General features: G+C 53.9%; 14 protein-coding genes. 11 read left to right on the top strand and 3 right to left on the bottom strand.

Annotated elements, in window-relative coordinates; all coding sequences use genetic code 11:
* Positions 1–26: 26 nt before the first annotated feature.
* The 8 genes from dnaB (at position 27) to C813_RS44415 (ending at position 7,874) form a co-directional block, all read left to right on the top strand.
* A complete protein-coding gene (dnaB, locus tag C813_RS44450) occupies positions 27–1,433 on the top strand; it encodes a replicative DNA helicase (protein WP_017459445.1) in 1,407 nt (468 codons plus the stop codon).
* 142 nt (positions 1,434–1,575) lie between these two features.
* A complete protein-coding gene (alr, locus tag C813_RS44445) occupies positions 1,576–2,655 on the top strand; it encodes an alanine racemase (protein WP_017459446.1) in 1,080 nt (359 codons plus the stop codon).
* A 12-nt stretch (positions 2,656–2,667) separates the two neighbouring features.
* Complete coding sequence (pnuC, locus tag C813_RS44440) at positions 2,668–3,225, top strand: nicotinamide riboside transporter PnuC (RefSeq protein WP_025263765.1); 558 nt, start codon at positions 2,668–2,670, stop codon at positions 3,223–3,225.
* Positions 3,222–4,226 carry an AAA family ATPase gene (locus tag C813_RS44435; protein ID WP_017459448.1) on the top strand — a complete coding sequence of 335 codons (1,005 nt, stop codon included), beginning with the start codon at positions 3,222–3,224 and terminating at the stop codon, positions 4,224–4,226. Before pnuC ends, C813_RS44435 begins: the two co-directional genes overlap by 4 nt.
* A gap of 100 nt (positions 4,227–4,326) precedes the next feature.
* The gene (gene tyrB, locus C813_RS44430) at positions 4,327–5,520 is read left to right on the top strand and encodes an aromatic amino acid transaminase (RefSeq protein WP_017459449.1); all 1,194 of its coding nucleotides are present in this window, start codon (positions 4,327–4,329) and stop codon (positions 5,518–5,520) included.
* Between the two features lie 188 nt (positions 5,521–5,708).
* Complete coding sequence (gene aphA, locus C813_RS44425) at positions 5,709–6,416, top strand: acid phosphatase AphA (protein WP_017459450.1); 708 nt, start codon at positions 5,709–5,711, stop codon at positions 6,414–6,416.
* 70 nt (positions 6,417–6,486) lie between these two features.
* Positions 6,487–6,903, top strand: coding sequence for a secondary thiamine-phosphate synthase enzyme YjbQ (locus tag C813_RS44420; protein ID WP_017459451.1), 417 nt, complete (start codon positions 6,487–6,489; stop codon positions 6,901–6,903).
* An 80-nt stretch (positions 6,904–6,983) separates the two neighbouring features.
* Positions 6,984–7,874 (top strand): GNAT family protein, encoded by an 891-nt coding sequence (locus C813_RS44415; protein WP_017459452.1) that lies wholly within the window; start codon positions 6,984–6,986, stop codon positions 7,872–7,874.
* 50 nt (positions 7,875–7,924) lie between these two features.
* On the opposite strand, the gene C813_RS44410 is transcribed toward C813_RS44415, so the two are convergent.
* On the bottom strand, positions 7,925–8,635 hold the full coding sequence (locus tag C813_RS44410) for a response regulator (protein ID WP_017459453.1): 711 nt from the start codon (positions 8,633–8,635) through the stop codon (positions 7,925–7,927).
* A 279-nt stretch (positions 8,636–8,914) separates the two neighbouring features.
* Here C813_RS44410 and C813_RS44405 point away from each other — a divergent pair, with 279 nt between their 5' ends.
* Positions 8,915–9,268: an MmcQ/YjbR family DNA-binding protein gene (locus C813_RS44405; protein ID WP_017459454.1), complete on the top strand. Its 354-nt coding sequence runs from the start codon at positions 8,915–8,917 to the stop codon at positions 9,266–9,268.
* Here the strand turns inward: C813_RS44405 and uvrA are convergent, their stop codons facing one another.
* On the bottom strand, positions 9,269–12,094 hold the full coding sequence (uvrA, locus tag C813_RS44400; RefSeq protein ID WP_017459455.1) for an excinuclease ABC subunit UvrA: 2,826 nt from the start codon (positions 12,092–12,094) through the stop codon (positions 9,269–9,271). It lies immediately after the preceding gene.
* 262 nt (positions 12,095–12,356) lie between these two features.
* Here uvrA and ssb1 point away from each other — a divergent pair, with 262 nt between their 5' ends.
* A complete protein-coding gene (ssb1, locus tag C813_RS44395) occupies positions 12,357–12,881 on the top strand; it encodes a single-stranded DNA-binding protein SSB1 (RefSeq protein ID WP_017459456.1) in 525 nt (174 codons plus the stop codon).
* 116 nt (positions 12,882–12,997) lie between these two features.
* Here ssb1 and C813_RS47330 read toward each other — a convergent pair whose 3' ends face one another.
* Complete coding sequence (locus C813_RS47330; RefSeq protein ID WP_017459457.1) at positions 12,998–13,174, bottom strand: hypothetical protein; 177 nt, start codon at positions 13,172–13,174, stop codon at positions 12,998–13,000.
* A gap of 393 nt (positions 13,175–13,567) precedes the next feature.
* Here C813_RS47330 and C813_RS44390 point away from each other — a divergent pair, with 393 nt between their 5' ends.
* Complete coding sequence (locus tag C813_RS44390) at positions 13,568–15,787, top strand: type VI secretion system Vgr family protein (protein WP_017459458.1); 2,220 nt, start codon at positions 13,568–13,570, stop codon at positions 15,785–15,787.
* Positions 15,788–15,792 lie beyond the last annotated feature (5 nt).

The raw sequence follows: 15,792 nt of genomic DNA, 5'->3' as shown, positions 1-15,792 counted from the left end.
TCATAACCCGGATAGCTCCATTCACTATGGCAGGAAATAAACCCTTCAACAAACAGACTGAAACCCGCGACGTACAGCTCGAGGGGATGAAAGTGCCTCCGCATTCTATTGAAGCGGAGCAGTCGGTGTTGGGCGGTTTAATGCTGGATAACGAGCGTTGGGATGATGTCGCCGAACGTGTCGTGGCGGATGATTTTTATACCCGTCCGCACCGTCATATTTTTACCGAGATGCACCGCTTACAGGAGATGGGCAAACCCATCGATCTGATAACGCTTGCGGAATCGCTGGAGCTGCAGGGGCAACTGGACATTGTTGGCGGTTTTGCTTACCTGGCGGAGCTTTCCAAAAATACGCCAAGTGCGGCAAACATCAGTGCTTATGCCGATATCGTTCGCGAACGTGCGGTAGTGCGCGAAATGATTTCGGTGGCAAATGAAATCGCCAACGCCGGCTTTGATCCGCAGGGGCGCAGCAGTGAAGATCTGCTCGACCTTGCCGAATCCCGCGTTTTTAAAATCGCCGAAAGCCGCGCGAATAAAGACGAAGGCCCGAAAAACATCGCCGATGTGCTGGAAGCGACCGTTTCGCGTATCGAACAGCTTTTCCAGCAGCCGCATGACGGTGTCACCGGTGTGAATACGGGCTATGACGATCTTAATAAGAAAACGGCGGGCTTACAGCCGTCGGATTTGATTATTGTCGCCGCGCGTCCATCGATGGGTAAAACGACATTTGCGATGAACCTCGTTGAAAATGCGGCGATGTTGCAGGATAAACCGGTATTAATCTTCAGTCTTGAGATGCCCTCCGAACAGATCATGATGCGTTCGCTGGCCTCCCTTTCACGTGTCGATCAGACGCGCATTCGTACCGGTCAACTGGACGATGAAGACTGGGCGCGCATCTCCGGCACCATGGGCATCCTGCTGGAAAAACGCAATATCTATATTGATGACTCTTCCGGCCTGACGCCGACGGAAGTTCGCTCCCGTGCGCGGCGCATCGCCCGCGAGCATGGCGGCATTGGGCTTATCATGATCGATTACCTGCAACTGATGCGTGTGCCGTCGTTGTCGGATAACCGTACGCTGGAAATCGCTGAAATCTCCCGCTCGCTAAAAGCGCTGGCGAAAGAGTTACAAGTGCCGGTGGTGGCACTGTCGCAGCTTAACCGCTCGCTGGAGCAACGCGCCGACAAACGTCCGGTAAACTCCGACTTGCGTGAATCTGGCTCCATCGAGCAGGACGCCGACTTGATCATGTTTATTTATCGTGACGAGGTTTATCACGAAAACAGTGACTTAAAAGGCATTGCAGAAATCATTATTGGTAAACAGCGTAACGGGCCGATCGGTACCGTGCGTCTGACATTTAACGGGCAGTGGTCGCGCTTTGATAATTATGCAGGGCCACAATACGACGACGAATAAATCCTCTTCATCCTTCGCATTACAGGGGCGTTGGCTGCCTCCGCGGATCCCGGCCGCCTGGTTTACAACACCACCGGGATCGACGGGCTTGTCGCTTTCCTGCACACGAATGATATTGACGATTGCTTTAAGGGTAATGTAAATGCAAGCGGCAACCGTAGTAGTTAACCGCCGCGCTCTGCGACACAATCTGCAACGCCTGCGTGAACTGGCTCCCGCCAGCCGCGTGGTTGCGGTCGTGAAAGCGAACGCCTATGGACACGGTCTTCTCGAGACCGCGCGAACGCTCCCCGATGCCGATGCTTTCGGTGTCTCCCGTCTTGAAGAAGCCCTGCAATTACGCGCGGGCGGCATCACACAACCGATTTTGCTGCTGGAAGGTTTCTTCGCCGCCAGCGATCTGCCATTGGTGGCTGAACATCAGCTTCATACGGTGATTCACAGCCTTGAACAGCTCGAAGCGCTGGAAACCGCGACGCTGACAGCGCCTGTGACCGTGTGGATGAAGCTCGATACCGGTATGCACCGCCTTGGCGTACATCCGCACGAAGCTGAGGCGTTTTATACGCGCTTGTCACAGTGCAAAAATGTGTGCCAGCCGGTCAACGTTGCCAGCCATTTTGCCCGCGCCGACGAGCCGGAATGCGGCGCAACAGAGCGCCAGCTTGATATCTTCACCACCTTTACCAACGGTAAACCCGGCCTGCGTTCCATAGCCGCTTCCGGTGGTACGCTGCTGTGGCCGCAATCGCACTTCGACTGGATTCGTCCTGGCATTATTTTGTACGGCGTTTCGCCGCTCGAGAGTAAACCGTGGGGTGCCGATTTCGGCTTTCAGCCTGCCATGACGCTCACTTCGCAACTGATTGCGGTGCGCGAACATAATGCGGGCGATGCGGTGGGCTATGGCGGCACATGGGAAAGTACGCGTAACACGCGTTTAGGCGTGGTCGCAATGGGTTATGGCGATGGCTATCCGCGCGCTGCACCTTCGGGTACGCCAGTGCTGATCAACGGCCGCGAAGTGCCGATTGTCGGGCGTGTGGCAATGGATATGATTTGCGTTGATCTCGGCCCGGATGCGCAAGACAAAGCCGGTGATGAAGTGGTGCTGTGGGGTGAAGGTTTGCCTGTTGAACGCATTGCTGAAGCAACAAAAGTAAGTGCTTACGAACTTATCACGCGCCTGACGTCGCGGGCGACATTAAAATACATCAACTAAAAGGATTGCGCCTTGTCGCCAATGGAAATCGCCGCCTGCCTGGCCTATGCCCTCTCTGTATGGCTTGCCGCGCGCAATAACATGCACACCTGGTGGACGGGGATTATCGGCTGTGTGCTGTATGGCTGGGTGTTCTATTCTGTACAGCTCTATGCCGATGTCACGCTGCAACTGTTCTTTATTGCCAGCAGTATTGCCGGGTGGATCAACTGGCTGAAAGGTAACCACGGCAGCGAACTGGCGGTGCGCAAAACGCCGCTTAACCATTTGTTGCTGATGTTAGCGGGCGCGCTGGTTGTCGCCGGGTGTTACGCCTGGCTGTTGCACCGTTTTACCAACGCGTGGTCGCCGTGGCTGGACTCCGCCATTATGGTTTTCAGCGTGCTCGCGCAATTTATGCTGATGGGGCGCAGGCTCGAAAGCTGGTATTTCTGGCTGCTGGTTAACACCATTGCCGTGCCGCTGTATGCCGCCCGCGATCTCTGGCTCACCGCCGGGTTGTACCTTGTCTTCTGGTGTAACGCCTGGCATGGTCTGTATCAGTGGCGCAAAGCGATGGCTGCGCGATGAAGCGCTTTGCCAGCGGGTTAATCGTCGGTAAATTCGCACCGCTGCACTTCGGCCACGAACGATTGATTAACGCTGCGCTGGAACAGTGCGAACGCCTGTGGATCGTCAGCTACTCTGTGCCAGAGTTACCAGGATGCGAGCCGGAAAAGCGCGAGCGCTGGCTGCGTGCGCGTTTCCCGCAATGCGACATTCTGGTGTTAACACCGCAGTACCTTGCTGATACCGGGTTGCGCGCACCGCCGCATAACGACGCCGATGGCGATCTGCACCGTCACTACATGGCCGATATCTGTTTGCAAGTGCTGCATTGCCAACCGCAGGCGGTTTTTACCGCCGAAGAGTACGGTGACGGCTTTGCCCGCGTACTCAGCGAACGCTTCGCCAGCCTTGTCGTGCATGTGCGTTTGCAGCGTGAGCAGGGAGAGCAAGCGCCCTCTGGTACGCTGATTCGCAATGATGTTCATCGCTGTCGGCAGATGTTAGCGTCCGTTGTTTACCGGGATTTCGTGCAGCGCATTTGTCTGCTGGGCGGTGAATCGACCGGCAAAAGCACGCTGAGCATCGCGCTGGCACAAGCGCTGGATACGGCGTTTGTGGCGGAATATGGCCGCGAACGCTGGGACGAAAAGGGCGGTGAACTGGTTTATGACGATATGCTGCCGATTGCACAAACGCAGGTACAACGCGAAGATGCCGCCGATGCCCGGCAGTGGCTGGTATGTGACACCTCGCCGCTGACGACGCTGTTCTATACGCTGGCGATGTTTGGCCACGCGCCTGATGCGCTCTATGCACTGGCGCAGCGGCATTATCATCTCGTGGTGCTGTGCGAGGACGATTTCCCGTTTGTGCAGGACGGCACCCGCCAGGATGAAACCTTCCGCCAGCGCCAGCAGGCCTGGTACAACGAACAACTGACGCAACGCGGCATTCCCTTTCTGCGTGTATACGGTTCGGTAAGCGAGCGTGTGGCGCAAATTCTCACCGTGCTGCGCGGCTAAAGCGCTTATTTTTTAACACCGCTGTTACTGCTCTCGATCTTCCTCTGCTTCCGGTTTATTGTGGTGGTTCTTGCCTACTGTAAACCTGGAGAGTACACGCGTGTTTCAGAAAGTTGACGCCTACGCCGGCGACCCGATTCTGTCGTTAATGGAGCGCTTTAAAGAAGATCCCCGCAGCGATAAGGTCAATCTCAGTATCGGGCTGTATTACAACGAAGACGGAATCATCCCGCGTTTGCAGGCGGTTGCCGAGGCCGAAGCGCGCCTGAACGCACAGCCTCATGGTGCGTCGGTGTATCTGCCGATGGAAGGGCTAAACAGCTATCGCAACGCCATCGCTCCGCTGCTATTCGGTGCAGAACACCCGGTACTGGCGCAAAAACGTGTTGCTACCATCCAGACATTAGGCGGCTCCGGTGCGCTGAAAGTCGGCGCAGATTTTCTGAAACGTTACTTTCCAGATTCCGGCGTGTGGGTCAGCGACCCGACCTGGGAAAACCATGTTGCGATATTTGAAGGGGCCGGGTTTGTAGTGAGTACTTACCCCTGGTACGACAGCGCCACTAATGGCGTGCGTTTTGAAGCATTTCTGGAAAAACTGAACACCCTGGCCGCACAGAGCATTGTGCTGCTGCATCCCTGCTGCCATAACCCAACCGGTGCGGATCTCACTCACGCGCAGTGGGACCAGGTGGTTGAGGTGTTGAAAGCGCGCAATCTGATCCCGTTCCTCGACATCGCCTATCAGGGTTTTGGTGCCGGAATGGAAGACGATGCGTATGCCATCCGCGCGGTTGCCCACGCCGGGCTGCCTGCGCTGGTCAGCAACTCATTTTCGAAAATTTTCTCGCTGTATGGCGAGCGCGTGGGCGGGCTTTCCGTGGTGTGTGACGATGCGGACGCCGCCAGCCGTGTGCTGGGGCAGCTCAAAGCCACCGTGCGCCGTAACTACTCCAGCCCACCGAATTTTGGCGCACAGCTGGTCGCGACAGTGCTTGGCGACGCAGGCCTGAAAGCCTCCTGGCTGGCGGAAGTGGAAGCCATGCGTACGCGTATTCTGGCGATGCGCCAGGAACTGGTCACCGTGCTGAAGGAGGCAGTACCGGGCGGTAATTTCGATTACCTGCTTAAACAGCGCGGGATGTTCAGTTATACCGGCCTGAGCGCGGCGCAGGTTGATCGTTTGCGTGAAGAGTTTGGCGTTTATCTCATCGCCAGCGGGCGGATGTGCGTTGCCGGTCTGAATAGCCGCAATGTGCACCGCGTGGCGCAAGCATTCGCCGCAGTAATGTAAGCATCCACTTACTTTTCCCTGTCCCCTGCGTTCTGGCAGGGGATTATTTATGCCTCAGTATTCGCTTATTCTCTGAATAATCTGCAAAAAATCCTTTTTTTCATCGGCCTCACAGGGTATGGTCTGGTAACATTTTGACCATTCGCACCATTTATAAAACATAACGAACTGATAATTTAGGGATAAATATGCGAAAGTTCATACGCGCACTCGGTGCGGTCTGCCTGTGGATGACGTTTGGCAGCGCGGTTTACGCATCGGCACCCACGCCGGTATCTGAAGGCACCAATGTTGCCAGACTCGCCGAACAGGCACCTGTTCACTGGGTTTCTGTGGCGCAAATTGAAAATTCTCTGATCGAACGCCCACCCATGGCGGTCGGGTTTGATATTGACGATACGGTGCTGTTTTCCAGCCCCGGTTTCTGGCGCGGTAAAAAAACCTGGTCACCGGAGAGCGAAGCCTATCTCCAAAACCCGGCATTTTGGGAAAAGATGAACAACGGCTGGGACGACTTCAGTATTCCGAAAGAAGTGGCCCGCCATCTGATCGCGATGCATGTAAAGCGCGGTGACAGCATCTTTTTCATCACCGGCCGTACCCCGACAAAAACGGAAACGGTGAGTAAAACGCTACAGGACGATTTTCTTATTCCTGCGGCCAATATGAATCCGGTGATTTTCGCCGGCGATAAGCCCGGCCAGAACAGCAAAACCCAGTGGCTGAAAGCAAATAAAATCCGCATTTTCTATGGCGATTCAGACAGCGATATTACCGCGGCACGAGAAAGCGAAGCCCGGCCAATTCGCGTGCTACGCGCTGCAAACTCGACCTATCGCCCTTTACCGCAGGCGGGTGCGCTGGGCGAGGAAGTGATTGTGAACTCCGAGTATTAGCCCTGGCTTTCCTGTTTTGGCAACATGCTGCCACACTGACAAGAGTTCATTTTGCTGACAGGAGATAGGCATGTGGTATCAACAAACCCTTACGCTTGGCGCGAAGTCGCGCGGGTTTCATCTGGTGACGGATGAGGTGCTTGGGCAACTTCGCGATCTCTCCCGCATTAACGTTGGTTTGCTGCACTTGTTGCTGCAACATACCTCTGCTTCGCTCACCCTGAACGAAAATTGCGATCCCACCGTGCGCCACGATATGGAGCAGCATTTTCTAAAAGCCGTGCCGGACAACGCGCCGTATGAGCATGATTACGAAGGGCCGGATGATATGCCGTCGCACATTAAATCCTCGCTGTTAGGCGTTTCTCTGCTGTTGCCTGTGCAAAACGGGCGCGTGGCGCTGGGCACATGGCAGGGAATTTGGCTTGGCGAGCACCGCATTCACGGCGGCTCGCGCAAAATCATCGCCACGCTGCAAGGAGAGTAGCCGCTCCATCAAACCTCCATATACCCCGGTTATAAGCCTGCATAAAGACGTGTGGGTGCGTCTGATAACACGGGGTAGTTATGGTTTTACGGAATGTTTTCGCGTGGCTGTACGGTTGGGAACCGTGCGATTTCGCCACCTACAAAATGGTCTGGCAACAATTTGGCGGTTCTGTCTGTACACATCCGGATGTGCTGCAATTTTTAAGTGCTGAAACGGGGGCGAAGCTGGATTTTTACGTCATTCGTCGTAAGCAGGTATACGTTGGCGCGTGTTACGCGGTGAAGGGTTCGCTATCGCTACAGGACCGGCGTTATCCCTTTGTTTTTGATGACATCATGCTGCCGCTGCAAACGAAAAAGGTAGGGTATTTACCTACGGTTACTAAGCGGCTGTCGCCGCACCATCGCACAGATTTTCTCAATGTTTTATTCAGCCGTTATTTAAAAAACAAGCTCTGCTACGTCAAAGAGAGCCTCTCGAAAGCGTCACAGAAAAAACGCAACGGCGAAATGAAAAAGTTTCTTGCCTGTGGCGGTGAAATTCGGTGGGTTAATGACTTTTCAGATAGCGAACTGGCCGATATTTATATCGACGTGTTCAAGCAGCGCTGGCAGGCTAAAATTTACTGTTTTGCGCGTGATGACTTAATCAGAACATTTGCTGCATTACGGCATTTACTCTTTGGTGCTGTGCTTTTTATTCATGGTCGCCCCTGCGCATTTGATATTATTTTTATGGCAGAATGTGATGGCTATTTTTATTTCGATGATATTAATGGCGGATATTCGCAAGACTACCCTGAATTTAATTTAGGCAGTATTTTATTGTGGGTGAATATCTGCAAAGCGAAAGAGTTATGTCTCGCGAAAGATAAAAAATTTAAATTTTCTCTCGGGGTCTATAAAGATTACTGGCACTATAAAAAACAGTGGTGCGACATTCTGCCGTTGGGCAGGACGCTGTTTTAATGAACGCTTCCGGCGGTGGTTATCCCCCGCCAGAAGCCTGTTTTGTTAGATTAATCTCCCAGCCGATAGCCGAAGCCGCGTACGCACTCCGGCACATTGACAATGCCCGCCTGCTGGATCTTCTTTCTTAATTTGCTGACATGGCTATCCACAGTACGATCGCAGGCATTACCCTCTGGCATGCAAGAATTCATAATCTCTTCGCGCGTAAAGACACGTTGCGGGTAGCGAATTAAATGCATCAATATCTTAAATTCTGTTGAAGTTAAGTCTGTAGATAAATCCATTTTCATCGGACCAACGTAAACCTGGTGCGTAATTTTATTAATTTCAATATTTCTGGTTTTATACAGTTTCAGGTTTTCTCGGGCATGATATTGCTGGCTTCTTTTTAAAATAACATGCACTCTGGCGACTAATTCCTCCGGGTTGAACGGTTTCACTAGAAAATCATCAGCGCCCGTTTTTAATGCCTGGATTTTATCCGCATCGGTGTCCATCGCGGTCAGCATCATAATGGGGATATCGGTGGTCTGGCGCAGCTCCATCAGTACTTGCCAGCCATCCTTTTTCGGTATCTTGATATCCAGAATAATAAAATCAGGCTGATATTGTTCTGCCATCCTGATTGCTTTTTCGCCATCAGAGGCATGAATCACCGCGAACTTGTCGCGCTCAAGGTAAGCAATAATCACACCGGCTATATCGCTATCATCTTCAGCGACAAGGACGGTTTTCTTCTCGCCATGTAATATGCTCATCAGGCATCTCCGGGAGTTTTCTCTTTTATCCGCAATCAATTGCACATCAATGTGCTGTTTTTATATTATTGAAAAAAATGAAAAAATAACGGTTACTTTCTACTTGTAACTATTTGTCACTCTAAAACACAAAAGGTTCCAGCGTTCTCTGTTCTGTTTAGGTTGTGTTAATCGTCAGGTTTTGTAACGACCCACGATTTTTTTATCCATACACTACGCTTTAATGACGTATTTATGCTGATCACGATCCCCACCACGATATGACAAGGAGAAGCAAAAGTGACAATTTCCGAGTTATTGCAATATTGCATGGCGAAGCCCGGCGCTGAACAGAGCGTGCATAGCGACTGGAAAGCAACACAAATCAAAGTTGCGGATGTGCTGTTTGCGATGGTGAAAGAGGTGGAAGGGCGGCCGGCCGCGTCGCTGAAAGCAAGCCCCGAACTGACGGATTTACTGCGCCAGCAGCATGCAGATGTGCGCCCCAGTCGCCATTTGAATAAAGCGCACTGGAGCACCGTTTACCTGGATGGTTCGTTACCGGATTCGCAGATTTACTACCTGGTGGATGCGTCGTATCAGCAGGCGATTGAGTTGGTGCCGGAACAGGTCCGGCAGCAACTCTCCGTGTAATTACTTCAGCATCGGTTTGAGGAAGCGCGCCGTATGAGAGGCTTCGCATTCGGCGACCGTTTCCGGCGTGCCGGAGACCAGAATCTCGCCGCCGCCGCTGCCGCCTTCCGGGCCGAGATCGACAATCCAGTCCGCCGTTTTAATCACGTCAAGGTTGTGCTCAATCACCACAATGGTGTTGCCCTGATCCCGTAACTGATGCAACACATCCAGCAACTGCTGTATATCCGCAAAGTGCAGCCCGGTGGTCGGTTCGTCGAGGATATAGAGCGTCTGCCCGGTTCCGCGTTTCGACAGCTCGCGCGCCAGCTTCACACGCTGGGCTTCACCGCCGGAAAGCGTCGTCGCCGACTGTCCAAGACGAATATAGGTCAGGCCAACATCCATCAGCGTTTGCAGCTTACGCGCCAGCGCCGGAACGGCATCGAAGAACTCGCGTGCTTCTTCGATAGTCATATCCAGCACTTCATGGATAGTCTTGCCTTTGTATTTGATCTCCAGCGTTTCGCGGTTGTAGCGCTTGCCTTTGCACTGGTCGCACGGCACGTAAATATCCGGCAGAAAGTGCATCTCAACTTTGATTACACCATCACCCTGGCACGCTTCGCAGCGACCACCGCGCACGTTAAAGCTGAAGCGCCCCGGCGTGTAACCGCGCGAGCGGGACTCCGGCACACCGGCAAACAGCTCGCGCACCGGCGTAAAGACACCGGTATAGGTGGCCGGATTGGAGCGCGGCGTACGCCCAATTGGGCTCTGGTCGATATCAATGACTTTATCGAAATGCTCCAGTCCCTGCACATCGCGATACGGCGCAGGTTCGGCGATGGTCGCACCGTTCAACTGACGCTGGGCGATCGGGAACAGCGTATCGTTAATCAGCGTCGATTTACCGGAACCGGAAACGCCGGTGATACAGGTGAACAGGCCCACTGGTAGCGTCAGCGTCACATCTTTCAGGTTGTTACCGCGCGCGCCAGTCAGCTTCAGCACTTTTTCCGGATCGGCTTTCACGCGCTGTTTCGGCAGTTCGATTTTACGTTTGCCGCTCATGTACTGCCCGGTCAGGGATTCCGGCACCGCCATGATGGCATCCAGCGTCCCTTCGGCCACCACCTGGCCGCCGTGTACGCCCGCGCCAGGGCCAATGTCGATCACATGGTCGGCGGCGCGAATGGCGTCTTCGTCGTGTTCGACGACAATCACCGTGTTACCGAGGTTACGCAGATGAATAAGCGTGCCGAGCAGACGTTCGTTATCGCGCTGGTGCAGGCCGATTGAAGGCTCATCCAGCACGTACATAACGCCTACCAGACCTGCGCCAATCTGGCTTGCCAGACGAATGCGCTGCGCTTCACCGCCTGAGAGCGTTTCCGCCGAGCGCGAGAGCGTCAGGTAGTTCAGGCCGACGTTGACCAGGAACTTCAGCCGATCGCCAATCTCTTTAAGCACTTTTTCGGCGATTTTTGCCCGCTGGCCGGAAAGTTTCAGGTTGTTGAAGAAGTCCATCGCATGGCCGATGCTCATATCGGAAATGGTCGGCAGCGGGGTGTTTTCGACAAAGACGTGGCGCGCTTCGCGACGCAAACGCGTCCCTTCACAGGAGGCGCACGGACGATTGCTGATAAACTTCGCCAGTTCTTCACGTACCGCACTGGATTCCGTCTCTTTGTAACGACGCTCCATGTTATGCAGCACGCCTTCAAACGGGTGACGACGCACGGAAGTGTCGCCACGATCGTTCATATATTTGAACTCAATCGACTCTTTACCGGAACCAAACAGCACCACTTTCTGCACGTTGGCGCTCAGGCTTTCCCATGGCGCTTCCACGTCGAATTTGTAGTGTTCCGCCAGCGATTTCAGCATCTGGAAATAGTAGAAGTTACGGCGATCCCAACCACGGATCGCGCCGCCGGCCAGCGACAGCTCCGGGTTCTGGATCACGCGATCGGGATCGAAATATTGCTGCACGCCCAGACCGTCGCAGGTCGGGCATGCGCCAGCCGGGTTGTTGAACGAGAACAGACGCGGTTCCAGCTCGCGCATGCTGTAGCCACAAATCGGGCAGGCGAAGTTGGCGGAGAACAGCAGCTCTTCGGCGGTCGGCTCGTCCATATCGGCAACCACGGCCGTGCCGCCGGAAAGTTCCAGTGCGGTTTCAAACGATTCGGCCAGGCGCTGGGCGAGGTCTTCGCGCACTTTAAAACGGTCAATCACCACTTCAATGGTGTGTTTCTTTTGTAGCTCGAGGCTTGGCGGATCGGAGAGATCGCACACTTCGCCGTCAATACGCGCACGGATGTAACCCTGGCTTGCAAGATTTTCCAGCGTTTTGGTGTGCTCGCCTTTACGCTCTTTGATAACCGGCGCCAGCAGCATCAGGCGTTTGCCTTCTGGCTGCGACAACACGTTATCCACCATCTGGCTCACGGTTTGCGCCGCCAGAGGAACATCGTGATCCGGGCAACGCGGCTCGCCGACGCGGGCGAACAGCAGACGCAGGTAATCGTGAATTTCCGTGATCGTGCCGACGGTGGAGCGCGGGTTGTGAGATGTCGATTTTTGTTCAATAGAAATGGCGGGCGATAAACCTTCAATGTGGTCAACGTCCGGTTTTTCCATCAGCGACAGAAACTGACGCGCATACGCTGAGAGCGATTCAACGTAACGACGCTGCCCTTCGGCATAGAGTGTGTCGAAAGCCAGGGAGGACTTACCAGAACCCGACAGCCCGGTAACGACAATCAGTTTGTCGCGAGGGATGACGAGGTTGATGTTTTTGAGATTATGGGTGCGGGCGCCCCGTACTTCTATCTTATCCAATCCATTCACCTTTTACCCGGAGGAACACTTTTTTGCCTGGTGTGTTTGAAGGACAACCAGCGGTCAGAAACGGCTAATTATGACACAATTTAACCTGAATGAATATACAGTATTCGCATGCATCTTCGCTTCGGGTATGTCAAACTATGGCGCGCGGCGATAATCTGGAATCCTCCTCGCAGCTATCTAAGTGTGGCTTTGTAATGCTACAATCGCGCGTTTACACTACTAAGAATCAAGCAACGTTTTCAGGAGACACAATATGGCCAGCAGAGGCGTAAACAAGGTGATTCTCGTCGGTAATCTGGGCCAGGACCCGGAAGTACGCTATATGCCGAGTGGTGGCGCAGTTGCCAACATTACGCTGGCTACTTCCGAATCCTGGCGTGACAAGCAGACCGGCGAAACCAAAGAGCAGACCGAATGGCACCGCGTTGTGCTGTTTGGCAAGCTGGCGGAAGTGGCCGGCGAGTACCTGCGTAAGGGCTCTCAGGTTTATATCGAAGGTCAACTGCGTACCCGCAAATGGACCGATCAATCCGGTCAGGAAAAATACACCACTGAAGTAGTGGTTAACGTTGGCGGCACCATGCAGATGCTGGGCGGTCGTCAGGGTGGAGGCGCACCGGCAGGCGGCGGCCAGCAGCAGGGCGGTTGGGGTCAGCCTCAGCAGCCGCAGGGTGGCAATCAGTTTAGCGGCGGCGCGCAGTCTCGCCCGCAGCAGCAGTCTGCACCGGCACCGTCTAACGAACCGCCGATGGATTTCGACGACGACATTCCGTTCTGATTTGCGTTACGCCGCAAACGTAAAAACCCCGCCTCGCGGGGTTTTTTTTATTCTGCGTCTGCGGGTTACATTGACACATCCGCGCCGAAGCATTCGTGCAATATGCGTTGATTCATTCAGTCGGCTTTGAGCGCAACCTCGGTTTTATCCATTGTGGCTTTCAGTTGCGGGTTGCCTTTGGGAACAACACGGTGAATATCCAAGCCTTCAATATGGGCTCCTGGCGTAAATAGCATTTCTTTTCCACCAAAGATTAATTCACCGAATTGAGGGAATTCCAGCAAATTAGTCATCGTGGACTTCAAAGTATGCCTCGGCGATAAAAATGCAGATAAACTGATATCTATTTTTAATTTACAATGCGTAAGTTTCGCTTAGGGGATATCGTAAGAAATAAAAGAATATATGATGCGTTATTATTAATTGTTAGCTGAATCGAATAACCTGAAGTCCATTATTTTATTATGGAAATTTGCACTGAATTGATTTTAAATAAGTTATTATTTTAATTATAAAATAAGACGATTCTGAGGTGCATTTAACTGTCGTTTTTATGAACTGCAGATAATATTAATCGTAATCATTGGTCGTTAGTAAATAATACGCGCGCGTATAAGTTTCTTTTGAATGATTTCCCGCAAATCGTTTTCTCCCGAAATATTCGCCGCCGCTACCAAGGAATACGTATGGTTAACCGGATAACCGTCCTGTCATCCGTTGGCAGTGATTCACTCCTGTTCTGGAAATTGAAAGGGGAAGAACACCTTTCCACCCCTTTTCGTTTTCAGGTTGACCTGCTGAGCAAAGACTTCACCCTTGATCGGCAAAAACTGCTCGGGCAGGAGATGACAGTGGTTATCCCGTGCCAGATGCCGGGCAACGAACGCTATCTTTCCGGGAAAGTGACCGCTGTTTCGGTACGTACCGAAGAGCTGGACGGCACGCAGTACGCGGCGTACCAGGCAACGCTGGAACCCGATTTCTGGCCGATGATGCGCGATCGTAACTTCCGCATTTTCCAGCAGCAGCGCGTGCCGGATATCGCCAAAACGCTGTTTTCCGAATACAACGTCAAAATTGAAGACAAACTGACGCGCAGCTACCGCCAGTGGGATTACAGCGTGCAGTATGGCGAAAGCAGCTTCCACTTCATCAGCCGTTTGCTGGAACTGGAAGGCATCAGCTACCTGTTTCGCCACAGTAAAGAGGGCCACACGCTGGTGCTGATGGACGACTACTCGCAGGCCGAGGCGTTTCCCGGTTACGACACCATTCCCTGGCATGCGCAAACCGGCGGCGGCGCGGTCAACGAAGAGGGCGTCAGCCAGTTACTGGCGCGCCATGTCGTTACGCCGGGTCTGTACAGCACCGATGATTATGATTTCCGAAAGCCGCACGCCTGGATGCTGCAAACCCTGCAAAACCCCGTTTCGCCAAGCCCCGGGAAAATCGATGTTTATGACTGGCCTGGCCGCTTTGTTGAGCATGGCGACGGTGAATCATACGCGCGTATTCGCCAGCAGGCATGGCAAGCGGAGCAGCAGCAAATGCAAGGCTCCGGCACCGCGACCGGTATCGCGCCCGGCCATCTTTTTCGGCTTACCAATGCGCCCAACTTCGCCGATAACGCCCAGTGGCTGGTGATTGGCGCACAGTATGCATTTGAAGAAAACCAGTACGCCTCCGGCGGTTCATTCACGTCGCAGCACAATATCGCCTTTACGGTTATCCCGGCGGCGACGCCTTTCCGCCCGGCGATGGTCACCGACTGGCCGCGCACCTATGGCCCGCAAACCGCGCGCGTGGTCGGGCCGCAAGGCGAGTCGATCTGGACGGACAAATATGGCCGCGTGAAGGTGAAGTTCCACTGGGATCGGCAAAGCCAGGGCGATGAAAACAGCTCCTGCTGGGTGCGCGTCTCCAGCGCGTGGGCAGGCCAGGGCTACGGCGGTGTGCAGATCCCGCGCGTGGGCGATGAAGTGGTGGTCGATTTTATTAACGGCGAGCCGGACAGACCGATAATTATTGGCCGCGTCTATAACGAAGCCAGCATGCCGCCGTGGGCGCTGCCGGCGGCGGCGACGCAGATGGGCTTTATGAGCCGCTCGAAAGATGGCTCGCCGGATAACGCTAACGCCCTGCGCTTTGAAGATAAACCCGGGGAAGAGCAGCTCTGGCTGCATGCTGAGCGCAACATGGATACCGAAGTCGAAAACGACGAAACCCATGATGTCGGCAGCAACCGCACCAAAACCGTTGGCAAAGACGAAACCAGCCATATCAAACAGAACCGTACCCGCACGGTGGACGGCAATGAGACTGTCACCATCGGCCAGGATCGCAGCAAAACCATCAACGGTAACGAAACCACCACCGTGCAGCAGAACCGCACGGAAAGCGTGAAAGGCAATGAAACCCTCAGTGTCGAGCAAAACCGCGACGAGACCATTACCGGCAACCACACCACCACGGTGAAGAGCAACAACACCGGCACTGTGCAAGGCAACCAGACGCTGACCGTGGTGCAGGACAGAACCCGCACCGTGCAGGGCAACGAAAAAGTGAGCGTGCAGCAAAACCGCACCGTGCAGGTCACCGGCGACCAGACGCTGGAAGTGACCGGCAACCGCAATGTCACCGTCAGCAGCAGTGAAGTGCGCACGGTGGTGCAAAAGCAAGAGGTGAATATTGGTGCCGGACGCACGCTGAGCATTACCGGCGGCGACACCCGTTTTACCCAGGGCAGCGTGGCGGACAGCGCAACGGATACTTTCCAGATCAACGTCGGCGAAAGCGGCATTCTGATTAGCAACGGCAGCGTGGAGATTTCAGCGGGTGGCTCAACCATCACCATTAACGCCGCTGGCGTGATGGTCAACGGCAAGAAAATCGAGCTTAACGCCTGATAAGG

This window comes from Kosakonia sacchari SP1 (assembly GCF_000300455.3).
In the GTDB taxonomy this organism is placed as follows: Bacteria; Pseudomonadota; Gammaproteobacteria; order Enterobacterales; family Enterobacteriaceae; genus Kosakonia; species Kosakonia sacchari.
The sequence above is the reverse complement of the archived record's forward strand: the minus strand, read 5'-3'. Positions and strand labels throughout refer to the sequence as shown.

Excerpts from the sequence above, each read along its gene's own strand:
- dnaB (WP_017459445.1), top strand. The coding sequence starts at position 27 with ATGGCAGGAAATAAACCCTTCAACAAACAGACTGAAACCCGCGACGTA.
- alr (WP_017459446.1), top strand. The coding sequence starts at position 1,576 with ATGCAAGCGGCAACCGTAGTAGTTAACCGCCGCGCTCTGCGACACAAT.
- C813_RS44435 (WP_017459448.1), top strand. The coding sequence starts at position 3,222 with ATGAAGCGCTTTGCCAGCGGGTTAATCGTCGGTAAATTCGCACCGCTG.
- aphA (WP_017459450.1), top strand. The coding sequence starts at position 5,709 with ATGCGAAAGTTCATACGCGCACTCGGTGCGGTCTGCCTGTGGATGACG.
- C813_RS44420 (WP_017459451.1), top strand. The coding sequence starts at position 6,487 with ATGTGGTATCAACAAACCCTTACGCTTGGCGCGAAGTCGCGCGGGTTT.
- C813_RS44415 (WP_017459452.1), top strand. The coding sequence starts at position 6,984 with ATGGTTTTACGGAATGTTTTCGCGTGGCTGTACGGTTGGGAACCGTGC.
- C813_RS44410 (WP_017459453.1), bottom strand. The coding sequence starts at position 8,635 with ATGAGCATATTACATGGCGAGAAGAAAACCGTCCTTGTCGCTGAAGAT.
- ssb1 (WP_017459456.1), top strand. The coding sequence starts at position 12,357 with ATGGCCAGCAGAGGCGTAAACAAGGTGATTCTCGTCGGTAATCTGGGC.
- C813_RS47330 (WP_017459457.1), bottom strand. The coding sequence starts at position 13,174 with ATGACTAATTTGCTGGAATTCCCTCAATTCGGTGAATTAATCTTTGGT.
- C813_RS44390 (WP_017459458.1), top strand. The coding sequence starts at position 13,568 with ATGGTTAACCGGATAACCGTCCTGTCATCCGTTGGCAGTGATTCACTC.